Source organism: Streptomyces sp. NBRC 110028, from assembly GCF_001417735.1.
GTDB lineage: Bacteria > Actinomycetota > Actinomycetes > Streptomycetales > Streptomycetaceae > Streptomyces.
Window position 1 is genome coordinate 17,297 of sequence record NZ_BBUZ01000033.1, and the last position, 15,428, is coordinate 32,724.

Annotated in this window: 16 protein-coding genes and 2 pseudogenes; 12 read left to right on the plus strand and 6 right to left on the minus strand. The window is 66.4% G+C overall.

Translation table 11 applies throughout. The features are described 5' to 3' along the window. Positions 1 to 8: 8 nt before the first annotated feature. Positions 9 to 542 (minus strand): integrase core domain-containing protein, encoded by a 534-nt coding sequence (locus ASC60_RS39690; protein WP_234357124.1) that lies wholly within the window; start codon positions 540 to 542, stop codon positions 9 to 11. 219 nt (positions 543 to 761) lie between these two features. Here ASC60_RS39690 and ASC60_RS43180 point away from each other — a divergent pair, with 219 nt between their 5' ends. The 4 genes from ASC60_RS43180 (at position 762) to ASC60_RS25580 (ending at position 4,774) form a co-directional block, all read left to right on the plus strand. Next, positions 762 to 1,859, plus strand: a complete 1,098-nt coding sequence (locus ASC60_RS43180; protein WP_234357125.1) for a helix-turn-helix domain-containing protein — start codon at positions 762 to 764, stop codon at positions 1,857 to 1,859. Positions 1,860 to 2,145: 286 nt separating this feature from the next. After that, the gene (locus ASC60_RS25570) at positions 2,146 to 2,616 is read left to right on the plus strand and encodes a hypothetical protein (RefSeq protein ID WP_055554887.1); all 471 of its coding nucleotides are present in this window, start codon (positions 2,146 to 2,148) and stop codon (positions 2,614 to 2,616) included. Positions 2,617 to 3,094: 478 nt separating this feature from the next. Next, the gene (locus ASC60_RS25575) at positions 3,095 to 3,760 is read left to right on the plus strand and encodes a hemerythrin domain-containing protein (protein ID WP_055554889.1); all 666 of its coding nucleotides are present in this window, start codon (positions 3,095 to 3,097) and stop codon (positions 3,758 to 3,760) included. Between the two features lie 159 nt (positions 3,761 to 3,919). Further along, the gene (locus ASC60_RS25580; protein ID WP_055554891.1) at positions 3,920 to 4,774 is read left to right on the plus strand and encodes an LLM class flavin-dependent oxidoreductase; all 855 of its coding nucleotides are present in this window, start codon (positions 3,920 to 3,922) and stop codon (positions 4,772 to 4,774) included. 412 nt (positions 4,775 to 5,186) lie between these two features. Here the strand turns inward: ASC60_RS25580 and ASC60_RS42315 are convergent, their stop codons facing one another. Next, positions 5,187 to 5,411: a hypothetical protein gene (locus tag ASC60_RS42315; RefSeq protein WP_199831044.1), complete on the minus strand. Its 225-nt coding sequence runs from the start codon at positions 5,409 to 5,411 to the stop codon at positions 5,187 to 5,189. On the opposite strand from ASC60_RS42315, the pseudogene ASC60_RS43185 reads away from it, so the two are divergent. Beyond that, positions 5,349 to 6,139 (plus strand): annotated as a pseudogene (locus tag ASC60_RS43185) (integrase). The gene ASC60_RS42315 and the pseudogene ASC60_RS43185 sit on opposite strands and share 63 nt — an antisense overlap. A gap of 255 nt (positions 6,140 to 6,394) precedes the next feature. Here ASC60_RS43185 and ASC60_RS25595 read toward each other — a convergent pair. Continuing rightward, positions 6,395 to 6,859 carry a MarR family winged helix-turn-helix transcriptional regulator gene (locus ASC60_RS25595; protein WP_055554895.1) on the minus strand — a complete coding sequence of 155 codons (465 nt, stop codon included), beginning with the start codon at positions 6,857 to 6,859 and terminating at the stop codon, positions 6,395 to 6,397. Positions 6,860 to 6,992: 133 nt separating this feature from the next. Here ASC60_RS25595 and ASC60_RS25600 point away from each other — a divergent pair, with 133 nt between their 5' ends. Next, a complete protein-coding gene (locus tag ASC60_RS25600) occupies positions 6,993 to 7,730 on the plus strand; it encodes an SDR family oxidoreductase (RefSeq protein WP_055554897.1) in 738 nt (245 codons plus the stop codon). Between the two features lie 157 nt (positions 7,731 to 7,887). Then, the gene (locus ASC60_RS25605; protein WP_055554899.1) at positions 7,888 to 8,781 is read left to right on the plus strand and encodes an LLM class flavin-dependent oxidoreductase; all 894 of its coding nucleotides are present in this window, start codon (positions 7,888 to 7,890) and stop codon (positions 8,779 to 8,781) included. A 449-nt stretch (positions 8,782 to 9,230) separates the two neighbouring features. Here ASC60_RS25605 and ASC60_RS39700 read toward each other — a convergent pair whose 3' ends face one another. The 3 genes from ASC60_RS39700 to ASC60_RS25615 all read right to left on the minus strand — a co-directional run bounded on the left by ASC60_RS39700 (position 9,231) and on the right by ASC60_RS25615 (position 11,001). Further along, positions 9,231 to 9,668 (minus strand): hypothetical protein, encoded by a 438-nt coding sequence (locus tag ASC60_RS39700; RefSeq protein WP_199831045.1) that lies wholly within the window; start codon positions 9,666 to 9,668, stop codon positions 9,231 to 9,233. A 125-nt stretch (positions 9,669 to 9,793) separates the two neighbouring features. Next, complete coding sequence (locus ASC60_RS25610) at positions 9,794 to 10,042, minus strand: hypothetical protein (protein WP_055554901.1); 249 nt, start codon at positions 10,040 to 10,042, stop codon at positions 9,794 to 9,796. A gap of 113 nt (positions 10,043 to 10,155) precedes the next feature. Next, positions 10,156 to 11,001, minus strand: a complete 846-nt coding sequence (locus ASC60_RS25615; protein WP_055554903.1) for an enoyl-CoA hydratase/isomerase family protein — start codon at positions 10,999 to 11,001, stop codon at positions 10,156 to 10,158. A 333-nt stretch (positions 11,002 to 11,334) separates the two neighbouring features. Here ASC60_RS25615 and ASC60_RS25620 point away from each other — a divergent pair, with 333 nt between their 5' ends. From ASC60_RS25620 to ASC60_RS25635, 5 genes and pseudogenes are all read left to right on the plus strand, one after another. After that, positions 11,335 to 12,390 (plus strand): Lrp/AsnC family transcriptional regulator, encoded by a 1,056-nt coding sequence (locus ASC60_RS25620; RefSeq protein WP_063787205.1) that lies wholly within the window; start codon positions 11,335 to 11,337, stop codon positions 12,388 to 12,390. Between the two features lie 135 nt (positions 12,391 to 12,525). Then, positions 12,526 to 12,705, plus strand: a pseudogene (locus tag ASC60_RS43900) (serine dehydratase beta chain); the annotation flags it as partial. Between the two features lies 1 nt (position 12,706). Further along, complete coding sequence (locus ASC60_RS39705; protein WP_304956810.1) at positions 12,707 to 13,201, plus strand: L-serine ammonia-lyase, iron-sulfur-dependent, subunit alpha; 495 nt, start codon at positions 12,707 to 12,709, stop codon at positions 13,199 to 13,201. A gap of 60 nt (positions 13,202 to 13,261) precedes the next feature. Then, positions 13,262 to 14,473, plus strand: a complete 1,212-nt coding sequence (locus ASC60_RS25630; protein ID WP_055554907.1) for an amidohydrolase family protein — start codon at positions 13,262 to 13,264, stop codon at positions 14,471 to 14,473. Between the two features lie 12 nt (positions 14,474 to 14,485). Further along, entirely contained in the window at positions 14,486 to 15,049 is a 564-nt protein-coding gene (locus tag ASC60_RS25635) for a carboxymuconolactone decarboxylase family protein (RefSeq protein WP_159043310.1), read from the plus strand. The last annotated feature ends 379 nt before the right edge of the window (positions 15,050 to 15,428 follow it).

Genomic DNA, 15,428 nt, shown 5'->3' on the forward strand with positions numbered 1-15,428 from the left:
TATGAATGTCATGTTTGACAGTGAAGGCTTCCCGGGATGCGGCTCCCTGTCAAGTCGCCGTCGCCCAGAGGGAGATGGGCACGGACGGCCTGAAGGGTTTCAATATTCCGATCAGGCTGCTGAGCTGGTCGTTTCCTGTAGATGGTGAGGCGGTCGGGATGGCGTGGTGTGGTACTCGTCGAGCAATCCGCCAACACCTGTCGACGCCTGACCGCGGCAGCGGGCAGGGAGACGACGTTCGGGTCGTCGTCGGGTGCTCGTAGGCCGAGGCCGCGGTGGGCCCGTCCCGCGTTGTAGTGCTCGGCGTACTGGTTGAGGACAGCGCGCAGGTGTCGCTCGCCGGTGATCAGGAGTCGGTCGGTGCACTCGGCGCGGACTGTGCGTATCCATCGTTCGGCGAACGCGTCAGACCGGGGACTTTGCGGCGGAGTCGGTATGACGGCTGTGCCGTTGCCCGCGAAGACGGCGTCGAACGCGGCGGTGAAGTCGGGGACGTTCGACGAATACCCGCGACGACTACGCGTCTTTGTACGCGTCGTCACTCGTCAGTAGTGCTCCCACCGCTTCGCCACTGGCCTCGCCCTTCATGTCAGGTTGGGCGGACCGGGGCGGGACTCGACCGGAAGGGCAACTCCGCCACGCCCAGAATTGCTTGCGAAGCCGACACCCAAGACGTGGGAAAAAGCCAGCTCAATCAGGGTGTCAAATCGTGTGAACACCACACTGTAATCTCTGCACTGCGCTCGTGAACAGGAGGAGCCATGGCCACCGTCACCGCAGCCACGCCGGCCTGGGCCCAGCGGGGAACGGACCTGACCGGTGACCGTCCTCGTCGTCGGTGGAGCGAGCCGCGAATGGAACCGGACCCACTAGTGGTGAACAGCACTGGAGCGGAGACCGATGCATGGCGCGGGGCATTCTTGCTGGAGTCCGCCGCCCCCGGCAACGCACCGGAAAAATTCGATGTCTTACAGCGCGTGTGGGACACACAGCTCGGTGCTGTCTTCCCCATGCCGGCCTTGAGCCCGGCCTCAGTCGATGGCATCCGGGCCCGGGGACGCTTGGCCAGGATCCGCGACGTGGCCATCGTCGATGTCCATGGCCCGACGGCCATCCGGAGCCCGGACACCTTTGTGGGCGCTGAGGATTTGGTGGGGGTGTCCGTGGTGCGGCGAGGCGCATGGACGTTCGGTGGACCTCGCGATCGTTTCCAACACACCATTTCGGCCGGGCAGTTCTTACTACGGCACTTCGGGACGTTTCCGTGCTTCAAGACAGCGCCCAACACGACGACGCAGTTCCTGATTCTGCCGCTCGCGACGTTCAAACCACTGCTCGGGGACCGGAGCATCGCCGGGCCGCTGGACTCGGCCGAGATGCGTCTGCTGGTCACCCACGCGAACATGGTCCATGCGACCGTGGCCGACCTCGGGCCGGCCGGTCTGCATGCCGCCCACGGCGCCCTGATCGAGCTGGCCAAGGCGGTGGTGAAGGGGCGGTTCGACGATGTGGAACCCCGGCTGGCTCCCGCGCTCGCCCAGGCGGCGAAGGACCTCGCGGACAGTCATCTCACCGATCCCGAGCTCGGTACGGCGATGCTGGCGCGTGAGCTCAACGTCTCCGTGAGTACCCTCCAGCGGGCGTTCGCGAGGGTGGAAGACTCAGTGAGCGCCTACATACGCCGTCGGCGGCTGGAGGAGGCCCGGCTCGCCCTCACCGCCCCGCACGGCGGGCTGAAGGTCTCGGAGATCGCCGCCCACTGGCACTTCGCCGACAGCAGCCACTTCATCCGCGCCTTCAAGAAGCGCTACGGCCAGACGCCCACCGAATACGCCCGCTCAGCCCGGGGCGGCCGGTGACTGAACCGATCCAATAGCGCCCCCTCGGTCTGCGGCCAGAGCGAAAGCGAACGGAGCCCGGGCGACACGTGGCCGGTGTTCATGCCCACGCATGCCGCTTCGAGCGCACGAACCGCATGCGTACGCATGCGAATGGATACGCGTCACCGGAGTACGCGCCACCCGACCGACGCCTGGTTGAGCCGCCGCCACGGCGACTAGCTTCCGCCGGGTACAGCCCCGCTCGATCACAGCCGGTATCTGCTCCACGACGTCCTCGGCGGAGGGTGCGCTTGCACGGTCTGGCGTGCCCACGACGATCTACTGGACCGCCCGTTTGCCGCCAAAACTGCAGATCCTCAGGGAGAGCGTCTTCGCGTGGTTCCTCGCCAGCGTCGACACCCCGTGGTGCGCCACGAGCGGCAGCGGAAGCTGCAAGTGGAGACCGGCGGTACGCCCGCCCATCGAGCACCTGGCGCTGTGGCTGGGTCTCAAGGAGTACGCCGACGACTGCGAAGTGGCGCACCTCGCACCGATTCTGGCCGGCACCCGGCTGCCGGCGGTGAAGCGTCTGGCCCTGCACAACAGCGAGATACAGGACGACTTCTGCGCGGCCCTCGCCGCCGCGCCCGTCGTGGCGCGGCTCGACGAGATCAGCATATCCACGGGCGTGCTGACCGACGACGGCGCGACCGCGCTGCTGACAGGCCAGCCGCTCACCCACCTGAAAATCGCTGGACATGCCCCACAACTTCCCCAGCGACGTGTGCGCATCTGATCGAGGCCGGGCTGAAGTCCGGCATGGCTCCGACGTTGTCCTTATGACGCTCAGGTTCAATCCGGATGCTGCCGTGGTTCAAGCGCACGCCGCGCCGATCTTCCTAGACTACGGCCGTAGGGGCAATCCGTGTGGTTCTGGGCCCCTACGCATACGAAAGACGAGACGTTCGTGAACCAAGAGAGCACCAGAGGTGTGGTCGCCATCACTCGTGCCCGCACCGGCGCGCGCTCCGCCACGCACGACATTGCGTGGCCCAGCAGGGGACCGAGCTGACCGGCGACCGTTCCGTGGACGGTGCCATCAATGATGTGGCGGCCCACCCCCATCGTCATCAGACTTCCCGTACGCCACCATTCCGGCTGCCGGGGAGGGCAATCCGGTCTCGGGGCCCGCGGGCCGACGCCGGGAGTCGTGGACAGCCGTGGCCGCCCTCCGGGCACTCCGTCCGTGTACGTACAGTAAGGATTGAAAGAGCATGACGAAGCAGGACACGCGATCTGCGGACAGCAGGGACATGTACGCGGTCCACACCATGTTCCGGCGTGAATTCGCTGCGCTGCCGACGCTGATCCGCAGCGTTTCGGCGCATGACCAGAAGCGGACACGGACTGTCGCTGATCACGTCGCTCTGCTGGTGGATCTGTTGCACGCGCATCACCACAGCGAGGACGACCACTGCTGGGCCAAGTTGGCAAGCCGGGGGCCGCATGACGTGGCGCCCGTCGTCGAACTGATGCAGTCACAGCACCAGGCTGTCGACACGGCGCTCCAGGACACCGAACGGCAGACTGCCGCGTGGCGGGCGTCGGCAACAGCGGAGGACCGCGACGCGCTCGCCCACACGATCGACGGAATGCTTCCCCTGCTCGGCGAGCACCTCAACGCCGAGGAGGAGAAGATGCTCCCGCTCATCGACCGGTATCTGACCGCTGATGAGTGGGCCGAGGTCGGCAACAAGGGACTCGGCAATGTTCCCCGCACCAAGGTTCCCGTGTTGTTCGGAATGCTGCTGCAGGAGGCCTCCGACGAGCATCGCGAACTGTTCAAGGAAGCCGTCTCCCCTCCAGTATTCGCGGTGATGTCCAGGGTCGGCCCGATGGCCCTGAAGCGTTACCAGCGCAAGGTGTTCGCATTTCGCTGACATCGTCGCGTCGACCACCACCGTGGTGGACGAGGGTTTCCAGAACCGAGCGGGGTGCGGCCGGGGGCACATCGAGAAATCGGTAGCCACCTCACATGACCCGATGTCACCGTCACCGTGCCGGTAGGTCAATTTGGCGCACAGTAAGGAGTTACGGACATGAAAATCGGTATAGGACTGCCCAATCAGGTGCGCGAGCTGCCACCGTCGATCATCCCCGAGTGGGCGTCACAGGCCGAGAAGGCAGGATTCTCGTCGCTCGGATCCGTCGGCCGCGTCTCGTACCCGGGCCTCATGGACACCGTCGCGCTCGCCGCCGCGGCCGGCGCCACCAGCACGATCGGGCTGATCAGCCATATCACGATCGCGACAGCGTGGCCGGCGGTGCTGCTGGCGAAGGAAGCAGCCGGTATCGACGCGGTATCCGGCAACCGTTTCACTTTCGGTCTCAGCGTCGGCGAACGTCCCGACGACTTTCTCGTCGACGGGCTGGGGTTGCGCGGCAGGGGCAAGCGGCTTGACCGCGACCTGGAGGTCTACCGGAGCGTCTGGCGCGGAGAATCCGTTGACGGCGCGTTGAATCGCCTGGTGCCCACGGGTACACGCGACGTGCCCATGATGTTCGGCGGCATGTCCCCCGCCTCCTTCGAACGCATGGCGCGCTGGGGTGAGGGATACATCGGCCCGTCGGTGCCCGCGGGAATGGCCGCCCCGCTGTTCGACGCAGCCAGATCCGCGTGGCAGAACGCGGGCCGCGAAGGATCCCCGCGGCTTGTCGCCATCGCGTACTTCGTGTTGGGCGATATCGAGCAGGGACGCGCCAACGTACAGCACTACTACAACGCCTCGGGCGAACAGATCGTGGACCTCGTCAACAGTGGCATCTGCGCCGAGCCCGACGCGGTGCGCGACGCGGTGAAGACTTACTCGGACCTCGGAGTCGACGAGCTCATCTTCATCCCGGCGCTCGCCGACATCCATGAGGTGGGGCGACTTGCCGAAGTCGCCCTCTGAGCTTCGCGACCCGGCCCGTACACCTGTCGGGCTGTGAGCCCGCCCGATCCCGTTGCCGCTTGAGGTTATGCGGTGAGCGGTGCTCCGGTCGGGTGAGTTGGCTGGTGCGGGTGCGGTTCGCCCCAGCCGATCGAGTATTTCCGGCAGCCCTGATGCACCGGCTCCCCACGGACGTCCTACGCAGCGTGCGGCTGCTGGGGCGTCCGGAGACGGTGCTGCGCCGGCACCGCGACGTGCTGACCCCGCGGGGTGCCGATACATCATCCACGCAGGCCGGGAGCCTGATCACGGATCTTCGGTTCTCCTCGACGGTTCACCCCGGGGTCTTCACCAGCGCAGGGCCCTGGCGGCATCAGGATCTGTCGTGCTGCTGCGTCTGGCCTACCTCGCCGTGGCCAACGCCCTGGCGTTCCTACGCCTCCTGCCGATGAGCGACAGGGAGAAGGACGTCGAGATCCTCGTGCTCCGGCACCGGCTGCTGGTCCTGCAACGCCAGGTCGGCAAGCCGACCTTCACCGACGCAGACCGCGCCATCCTGCTCCACCACCTCCCCAAAGACAGGCTGCGGCACCTTCTGCTCCTGGTCCGCCCCGACACGGTCCTGCGCCGGCATCGCAACCTGCTCAGGCAGCGTCATGCCGCAACCCGCGTACCCAGAACGACGCTGACGCCCACGCACGATCCCATCGATCCGCTCCCTGGTCCTGCGCCTGGCCACAGAGAACGCCTCGTGGGGGGTATCGCCGGATCCACGGCGAACTCGCAGCCCTGGGGATCAAGGTCGCCGCCTCCACCGTCTGGGAAATCCTCCGCCGGCACGGCATCCCACCCGCGCCCGAGCGGCAGAGCACCACCTGGGCGGACTTCCTCCGCAGCCAGGCCAAGGCCCTACTCGCCTGCGCTCTCTTCGAAGTCCGCACGCTGACCGGCGCGCGCCTGTACGTCTTCGCCGTCATCGAGCACGGCACCAGGCGCCTGAGAATCCTCGGCGCCACCGCACACCCCACCGCGGAGTGAATCGTGCAGCTTGGTCGCAACCTCTTCATGGATCTCGAGGACGCAGACAGCAAGGCGAAGTTCCTGATCCGCGACCGCGACTCGAAGTTCACGACCGCCTTCGACACCTGATGACCGATTCCGGCGTGAAGGTCGTCACCACCGGCATTCGAGTACCGCGGATGAACTCGCTCATGGAGCGCTGGACACAAACCTGCCGCAGGGGGCTGCTGGACCGGAACCTTGAGCTGGAACCAGCGCCACCTCCTCCACGCCCTACGAGAGTTCGAGGCGTTCCACGACTCCCATCGACCGCATCAGGGCATCGCGAACGCCTGGCCAGACATGCCGCGTGACCTGCGCGGATGAGCATTCGGCAACGCCGTCGACCACGAGGTGTACGCCCTGCTGACCGTCTACCAGGCCCTCATACGGATCACCGCCGACGCCGCGGCCAGCGAGCCAAGGCCCGAACCCGAAAGAACCCGACCAGCAAGTACGGCAAGAACTCCCTCCAGCACCCTGCCACCGCTCAGCACTACACCCTCGAAGCCGAGGTCACGGTGATGGAAGGCGGCTTGAAGGCCAGGTCAAAGCGCTGAATCACATGTAGAGACTGGAGTACTAGCCGGCTCGGGAGTCCGGAGGGTCTGCGCCGCGGCGCCGGGCGATGAGTTCGTGCTCGATGCGCCGGAGTGTGGCGTTGACGGTCTCGATGGTGGCGGGGTCGTCGACGATGCCCCGGAGGGTCTGGGCCCAGTTGTCGCGGAGGTATTGCAGATTCTGGTGGGCCTTTTCCGTGGGGTACAGGCACACGCCTCGCGCGTTGCTGCTGTCCACCACGCGGTCCACCAGGCCCCTTTTCTCCAAGCCGCGCAGCACGCGGCTGAAGTTGCTCGACGGGAGCAGGGCCGCCGCCGCCGCGGCACGCGCCGAGGTGCCGGGGTGGTGGTGGATGTACCGCATGACGCTGATCTCGATCGGCGTGCACGGCTCGAACGAGGGATCGGCCGGGGGGCGCAGCTGTCGCCCCACGGCGAAGATCAGGTCGGCCAGCTCGTGGAGGCCGGCGGCTTCGACATCGCTCATACCGTGACGACGCCTTTCCTATTGCATGATAGCTATTGCGTGATAGTGTCGCTGGTGAGTTTACCGAACGATCTGGCGCCATAGCTATGGCATCTTCCGGGGAGCTCCCCGGTCCACAGAGGAGGAACCGTTCATGGACATCAACGGAGCCGTCGTGCTTGTGACTGGAGCGTCGTCGGGTATCGGAGCGGCCACTGCCCGAGCCGCCTCCCTCGCCGGGGCGCGAGTGGTGCTCATCGCACGCCGCGAGGAGCGCATCCGGCAGCTCGCTGAGGAACTGGGCGATGACGTGGCCCTGGCGGTGCCGTGCGATGTGACGGACCGAACTCAGGTCGAGGCGGCCGTACGTGCAGCGACGGGGAAGTTCGGGCGGATCGATGTGCTGGTGAACAATGCCGGCCAGGGGCTGCAGGCCACTGTTGACGCCATCGACCCCGACGACTTCCGGGCTCTCCTTGAGCTCAATCTCATCGCGCCTCTGGTGCTGATGCAGGCGGTCCTTCCGCAGATGCGCGAGCGGGCAACGGGAGCCATCGTCAACGTGAGCTCTGGCATCACCTGGTCGACACTGCCCGGGTCCGGTGCCTATGCCGCATCCAAGGCGGCTCTGCAGAAGCTCTCGGCCATCGCCCGCGCCGAGGCCGCCGACGCCGGCGTCGCCGTGTCGTTGATGTTCCCGTCGATCACCAAGACCGAGTTCGTCGGGACGGTCCGCGGCAGCGTCGAGGACGCGCTGCAGATGGAAGCCTCCAGTGGACTGCAACCGCAGTCGCCCGAGGGCGTTGCCGACGCGATCCTCGACCTGATCAGGAGCGGCGACGAGCAGGCCGACTTGGTTCCGGAGGAGTTCGGCGGCACGGTCAAGGGCTGACCCGTCGCGAACCGGAAGCACCCTCAGCACACGACAGAGGCGCGGTGAGCCGCGCCCGCGGCCAGGGCAGATCATCCGCCTCGCCCGCTGCTGACGAAGCGCGCCTGTCAGCAGGTGGGGGCGGCATCGCATCCAGGCCGCTTCGAAGGAGGAAACAGTGGAGATCGGGATAGGGCTGCCCGGTCACGTCACAGGGGTCGAGGGACACACCTTGGTGGCGTGGGCGCGGCGGGCCGAGGAACGGGGATTTGCCTCACTGATCGCCAGTGACCGTCTGGCCTGGACCACCCCGGAGCCTCTGATCACGTTGGCAGCGGCAGCCGGGGCCACCGGACGCATCCGGTTGGTCACCAGCGTGCTGATCGCCCCGCTGCACACCAACCCTGCGCTGTTCGCCAAGGCGGCGGCGACCTTGGACCGGATCGCTGGCCCCGGGCGGCTGCAGCTGGGCGTTGCTCCCGGAGCCAGGGAGGACGACTACCGGGCAAGCGGCCTGGACTTCACGGCCCGAGGACGCGCCTTGGACCTGCTGGTGGAACGGGTCGCCGCCATCTGGCGAGGCGAACAGGAAGTGGGGCCGGACCCGGTCACCCCCGGGGGGCCAGCATGGTGGTTCGGGGGTACATCCCAGGCGACGCTGCGACGCATCGCCTCCCACGGAACCGGATGGATCGCCGGAACCGGCGACATCGACGAATTCACCGCCTTCGCCGCGCGCGTCCGAGGCCAGTGGGCGCAGGCAGGCAGACAAGGCCGCCCGCGTACCAGAGCCACCGTGATGTTCGCCCTCGGCGACCACGCCCACACGTCGCTCGCTCGCGCCGTCAGCGACTACTACGCCTTCGCCGGCCCCGACTACGTCCGGCACGTCATCGACACGGCGGCCACCACCCCCGACCAGATCCGCGCAACCATCGCCGCCTACGACGCAGCCGGACTCGACGAACTCATCTTCGTGGGCAACGATGTCAACCCCCGGCAGATCGACCTGCTCGCCGACCTCCTCGGCGACAAACTCACATCCCAGGTACCCCCGGTGCGCACGGGCTGACCCGGCACCCCAGAGGCCCTCGGCCAATGGCAGGAGACCGGCACACTCGGCCTCGCAGCCACGGCAGGTCGACAGCCTCGGCTGCACGGTCCAGGCCTGCCTGAAGAAGAACGACGTCCCTTTCTGGCCGGACCCGGGCAAATCCCGTGAGGGCTAGATCAACCACAATGACTCGGGTTCTTTCGGGTTCGGGCCTTGGCTCGCCGGCGGCGGCGGGCGGGCAGGAGGCTGTCCAGGATGGCGTGGCCGATCGCACCGACCAGGGTGATCTCGCCGGGAAGGATCCCAGCGGCAGTGGTGACCTGGTCGTGGGCCTGAAGGGTGTCAATATGCACATCAGGCTGCTGAGCTGGGCGTTTGCTGTGGATGATGAGGCGGTCGGGGTGGCGTGGTGTGGTGCTCGTCGAGCAGTCCGCCGAGTACCTGGCGGCGCCTGACCGCAGCAGCGGTCAGGGGGATGACGTTCGGATCGTCGTCGGGTGCTCGTAGGAAGACGGCGTCGAACGCGGCGGTGAACTTGCTGTCCCGGTCACGGATGAGGAACCGGAAGCACCCAGCTCTCTCCTCAAGGTCCATGAGCAGCCGGATCCGACCGCCGTCTGGCGCCACTTCCAGCGCACCAGACGGCGGTGCCAGGTCAGCAGGGTGCCCGGGGTAACCAGCCGATGGCGGCGTAAGACTGATGGCAGGTGCCGTGCGAGAGCGGAGAGCACGGCACGATCAGCCCGTGAAAGCCGCGGCCGCTCGACCTGTCGACGCAGCGCAGCGACCTCATGACGAAGGGCAAGGATCTCGGCGTTGTTCGCGGCGGTCGAGCGGCCCAGCGAAAGGAAGCAGCCCAGCAGGCCGCAGAAGATCAGGTAGAGAAGTCGCAGACGCACGATCACTGATCAGGCCCACACCTGGACGAGCGCAAAGTCCCAGGTCAACCACCGTACGCCAATAAGGACACCCTTCAGGTGTCGTAGATCTCTCAGGACGCGGCGCACCGTCTCGAAGGCGGCCCGCGCGGTCAGCTCCGCCAACTCTCTTCTGCCCGTTCCATGGCTCGCTCTGCGTTCGCGGCTTCCCGCACTCGGGTCTGCGCGACCGCGAAGTCGGCGGCGGCGCCCGCGATCCGGTCCTCGTTCTCGGTGCGGCCGTGCGCGGCGGTCGGGTTGGCGCGGGCCGGCAGTTCTCGGGCCAGCTGGGCATTCCGGGTCGTGACGGCCTCGTCCAGGCGCGCGAACAGTCGCCCCGCTCTGATCGACGACTGTTTCACCGGCGCTCGCCTGAAACTGACTTGCCGTCCGACAACACCCCGAGGAGATCAGTGGACAAGGGTCGGCCGCCGTCCGTGACGGCGGCCGACAACCTGCTTCGCCCCTCAGGTTCTCACCAGATTTTGCGTGAACGCGCCTCGACGACCAGGTCGGGGTCGGGAACCTGTCGCTTGGCAGCGACGGTGGCAAGCATCTGTTGCGAGAAGTGGAAACCGAAGTCTTCGGCAACGAGCTTGCGCCAGGGGCGAGACGCGATGTTGTGGGTTGCCCAGCGAGCGAACCGCGGGCGCTTCATGATGTCGCCTGCGATCGCCCACGCCTTCGGCAGGAGCTCCTCGCGCGGAAGTACGTCGCTGACGAGCCCGTAGTCGAGTGCTTTCCGCGCGGGGATGGAGCGGCCACTGTAGAGGTCGTAGGCCGCCCGCTTCGTGCCCATCAGGTGCTGCAGGGCGAGCGAGAGTCCGTCTCCCGGCGCGGTGCCCGCCATGAAGTGCGGGTCCATGAAGTCTGCGTCTTCCGCGGCCAGAGTGATGTCGCAGAGCAGCGCGAACTCGGTGTGGATCCCGGGACCGTTTACCGCCGCGATCGTCGGGATGTCGAGGTTGTTGACGAAGTTCTCGATCAGCTTCCACGCATCGATGGTTTGCTGAAAGATGTAGTCGGGCTCCTCGTCGACGATGGGCCGCGGCCACGTTTCCTCGGGGTCGCCTCGGAACCAGGTCTCGCCGGTGCCGGTCAGGATGAGGACATGGTTGTCGGGGTCGTTGCCCACGTCCTGCCACACCCGGTTCCACGCGTTGTGGGCGGCCCAGTTGTGGATGTACGGACCGCCGTCCGTGTGGAGCCGAAGCTCGATGATCCCGTTCTCCCTGCGCATCTTGAAGAAGGCGGCGTACTTCTCTGAGTACTCCTCAAATGCGGTCGGTGGAACGTGGCCTTCCCACCGGGGGTCTGACATGGTCGCCAAGGTCGTCCTCCTTCGTCAGCGCCGGGATACCGACGCTCTCGCACTAATGCGAAGATCATTGCTCCGCGAGGAAGCCGCATGACCGGCAACGCAGGAAAAATCCCCAGAAGCCTGCCGCGATGAAGGTTGACGGCAGGCAGGCGCGCCCCTCTGCCGCAATTCGGCCAGCGTCACGAGCTCCACGCCGGCACTCAAAGGCCATCGCGAGTTGCGGCGTCTGGAATCTCCGCACGGAGCCACGTCAGGATGCTTCGGCACACTGCACTTGAACAACCGCATGCCCGCCGAAACATCAACCTTTCCCGTAACATAGAGTCACATCTCATGAGTCATTTGGACGAGAGTCGGCAGGACTACGACCTCGATGAGCTCGATCGGCGGCTCATCCATGCCCTCCAGATCAACCCGCGAGCACGCTGGTCCGCGCTGGCGCCGATTATCGGGGTCGACGCGGTCACCCTCGCCCGGCGCTGGGAACGCATCGTCGAGGCTGGCATCGCGTGGGTGTCCGGACATCCCGGCCCGGAGCTGAGAGGGCCGTCGGCCATATTGGAAATAGAAGCCCACCCTGCCGCCACGCTCGGTCTCGCACAGGCGATCTCGGCGGACAGTGAAGCGTTCACGGTGGACCTCACGGCCGGGGGACGCGAGATGCTCGTGCTGGTGGCCACATCCAGCATGGATGCCCTCACGGAGTATTTGATGACGCGGGTACCGAAACTTGACGGGATTCGGGCGGCCCGGGCCCACTTGTTCACGTCACCCTTCGTGGACGGAGGTCAGTGGCGTCTTCGGTCCCTGTCAGTCGAGGAGATCGCTGCGGTAGAGCGGAGCATCGAGGTCTCGCGACCCCCGAGGGGCCGCGTCGACTCTCAGCTGGAGGACCAACTCCTTCGCCTTCTGGGACCGGATGGCAGGGCGACAGTGGCTTTCCTGGCGAGGACCGTCGGCGTGGGCCAACGTCGGGTACGGCAGGCGGTCGCGGCCATGACTGCACAAGGGCGGTTGGACACCCGCCTGGATATGGCAAAAGCGCAATCGGGCCGGCCGGTTCATGCGTGGTACTTCCTCCGTGTCCCTGCCGCGCTCGTGCAGCGCGTCGGGTCGGTGCTCACACGTATCGGCGAGATCCGCCTCGCGGTTTCAACTGTCGGCCAGTACAACCTCATCCTCGCCGTGTGGTTGCCGGCGCTGGCTGACGTGCAGCGGCTCGAGGTCGTCCTCGAGGAGAGACTTCCCGGCGTCAGCATCGCCGACCGTTCCGTCGTGCTGCGCACGGTCAAGAAGGAAGGACACCGCCTCGATGCCCATGGACACGCCACTGGCGAATTCAGCCCTCTGCTGACCAATATGCCTCAGCCAAACCCGTCTTTCGAGTGAAATCCTGCAACAGGCCGGGACCATGACACACGCGGACTACCGTCCCGCTTCATGACCACTTCGACAGCTCCTGTCAGTGCCTCCGACCTGTTCGCGATCGGGATTGGGCCCTCAAGTTCGCACACTGTCGGAGCGATGAAGGCAGCCTCCGCCTTTGCGAGGGACCTACGACGAGCGGGCACGGCGGATAGCGTCGATTCAGTGCGAGTGGAGATATTCGGCTCGCTCGCCGCGACCGGACACGGGCACGGCACGTTCACCGCAGTGCTTCTCGGCCTCGATGGTGCGCAATCAGCCAGGATCGACTCCGGCGAAGTTGAGCGAAGACAGGCGGACATCACGGCATCCGGCACGGTGGGCCTCGGCACAGGGCAACGACATCGTCGAGAGGTTTCTGCTCACCGCCACGGCGGTGGGCACCCTCTGTATGGCCAACGCCTCGATCTCCGGTGCCGAGGTGGGTTGTCAAGGTGAGGTTGGCTCTGCGTCGGCGATGGCTGCGGCCGGACTGACCGAGATCCTCGGTGGCGCCCCACGCCAGGTGGAGAACGCCGCCGAGATCGCGCTGGAACACAATCTCGGGCTGCCCCGTGGTCCCGTTGCCGGCCTCGTACAGGTGCCCTGCATCGAACGCAGCGCGATCGCTGCGGTGAAAGCGATCAACGCCGCGCGAATGGCGCTCTGGGGCGACGGCAACCATCAGATCTCGCTGGACCAGGTCATCGCCACCCTGCGTGAGACCGGCGCAGACATGAACCACAAGTACAAGGAGAAGGCCCCGGGCGGGCCGTCAACGTTCGTCAAGTGCTGAGGCCTCGTCGGACACCCCGCGCCCAACCTGCGCAGTCGAACATTCATGAAATGAGGAGCAATGGCAATCCGCACAGTCTTCAAGAATGGGACCGTCTTCGACGGAACCGAAGCAGGCATAGCCGACCTCGTCATCGAAGGCCGCCACGTCGTCGATGTCGGGACCGATCTGGACGGTGATCACGTTGTGGACTGCTCCGGAAAGTCGGTCCTCCCCGGGCTGTTCGACTGCCACGTGCACGTGATGACCCGAGACTTCAACCTCGCACGCGCCGAACAACAAGCCTTCTCCCTTCAGTATTACGAAGCAAAGCGCAACCTGTCGCTCCTGCTCGACCAAGGCATCACCTCTGCCCGAGATGCCGCAGGCGCAGACCTAGGAGTGAAGCAAGCGATCGCACAGGAGCTCATCGAGGGACCGCGACTGCAGATCGCGATCTCGATGCTGTCCCAAACGGGCGGGCACGGCGATGTCCATCTCCCCTCGGGAGGTCATCGATCGATCCCGATGATGACGGCACACCCCGGACGGCCCAACCCGATCGTCGACGGCCCGGACGGAGTACGGCGAGGAGTTCGTGAAGTCCTGCGCGCGGGAGCCGACGCAGTCAAGATCGCCACCACCGGCGGAGTCATGTCTTCAGGCGACAATCCCCGCCACTCCCAGTTTCGCGCCGACGAGCTAGCGGTGATCGTCGCCGAAGCCGCCGCGGCCGACACCTACGTATTCGCCCACGCGCAGGGGACCGAGGGAATCAAGGCAGCCTTGCGGGCCGGCGTCCGTTCCATCGAACACGGCTACTACCTGGACGACGAAGCAGTCGACCTCATGCTCGAGCGTGGCGCCTGGCTCGTTCCCACGCTGTCAGCAACACGCGCCATCATTGACGCCGCTGACAGCGGCATACCGATCCCGGAAGAGAACGCCAACCTTGCCCGTGAGGCCGTCGAAGCTCATCAGGCGAGCTTCGCACTCGCCGTCCAGGCAGGAGTGAAGATCGCCATGGGGACCGACAGCCCGCCCTACTGGAGCCCGGCAGCGAGCAACCTCAGAGAACTCGCTCTGATGGTGGACTCCTCGTCGATGTCCGCGCTGGATGCCTGGCGCGCCACGACGTCGAGCCCGGCCGAACTCCTTCGATTCGACACCGCCGGAAAGTTGGCAGCCGGCAAGCTCGCGGATGTGGTCGTCATCACGGGCAGTCTGTCCGATCTCGACGACCTTCGCGGCCGGGTCCATCAGGTGTGGCTCGACGGCACGCAGGTACGGTGACGCGCTGTGCGCATGCCCTCGATCAAGCCCAGCGAACTGACAGCCGAGCAGCGCTCGCTCGACAGTCACGTCCGATCGCTCATGGCCGGGTTGCCCGCGCCGTTTACCTCGACTGATCCCGACGGCGCGCTGATCGGCCCGTTCCCGGTGATGCTCCGCTTTCCCGGGCTCGCCCGCCCGCTGCTGGAGTGGTTCACGGCCGGCACCAGTGCCTCAGTGCTGCCCGCCCGGGTTCGCGAGGTTGCGATTCTCACCACGGGCTCGCGGTATGCCGCGGCCTACGAGCTGTACTCGCACTCCCGGGTTGCGCTCGACGTCGGTCTGCCGGAGGACATCATCGAAGGCCTGGTCGCCGGGCAGCGCCCGGCAGGCATGACCGCCGAGGAAACGGTCGCTCACGATGTTGCTGCCCGGCTGCACAGCGGCGCGCCTTTGCCGGGAGCGCTTTACCGAGCCGCGGTCCGCACCTTCGGCGACTCCGGTACGGCTGAACTCGTCTTCCTTGTCGCGCAGTATGCCGCCATCTCGGCGATCCTCAACGCGTACGACGTGCCACTGCCACCCGACGGCGACTGACTCTGCGTCAGCGAGCCCCGGGACGGCAGACCGGGTGTCCGCCGCTTCCCTGGCCAGGTGCGGCTGTCACACCCCGGCGCTATTTCCGACGGGATTTGTCAGCCTGCCCGCGCATTTCGTCTGACTTGTACCCCGTCGGCGATCTTCAAGCGTTGCGCCGCGTTTGGTGCTTTCATCAGGATCGCGGCGGATGGCGGGAGCCTGCCGGGCGTCCGGATCCGGGGATGCTGGGCTTGATGCCCCGGCGGTCTCGCGGCGCGTGCCCGGTCACGTCCACACCGGCGAGGCGGACAAGGGCGCCGATGAGGTAAAAACACCATCGGCACGTGTCGTGGCGCCCAGGACTGGGAGCCGGAGGGCCTGACCCGGGCTCCGGGTC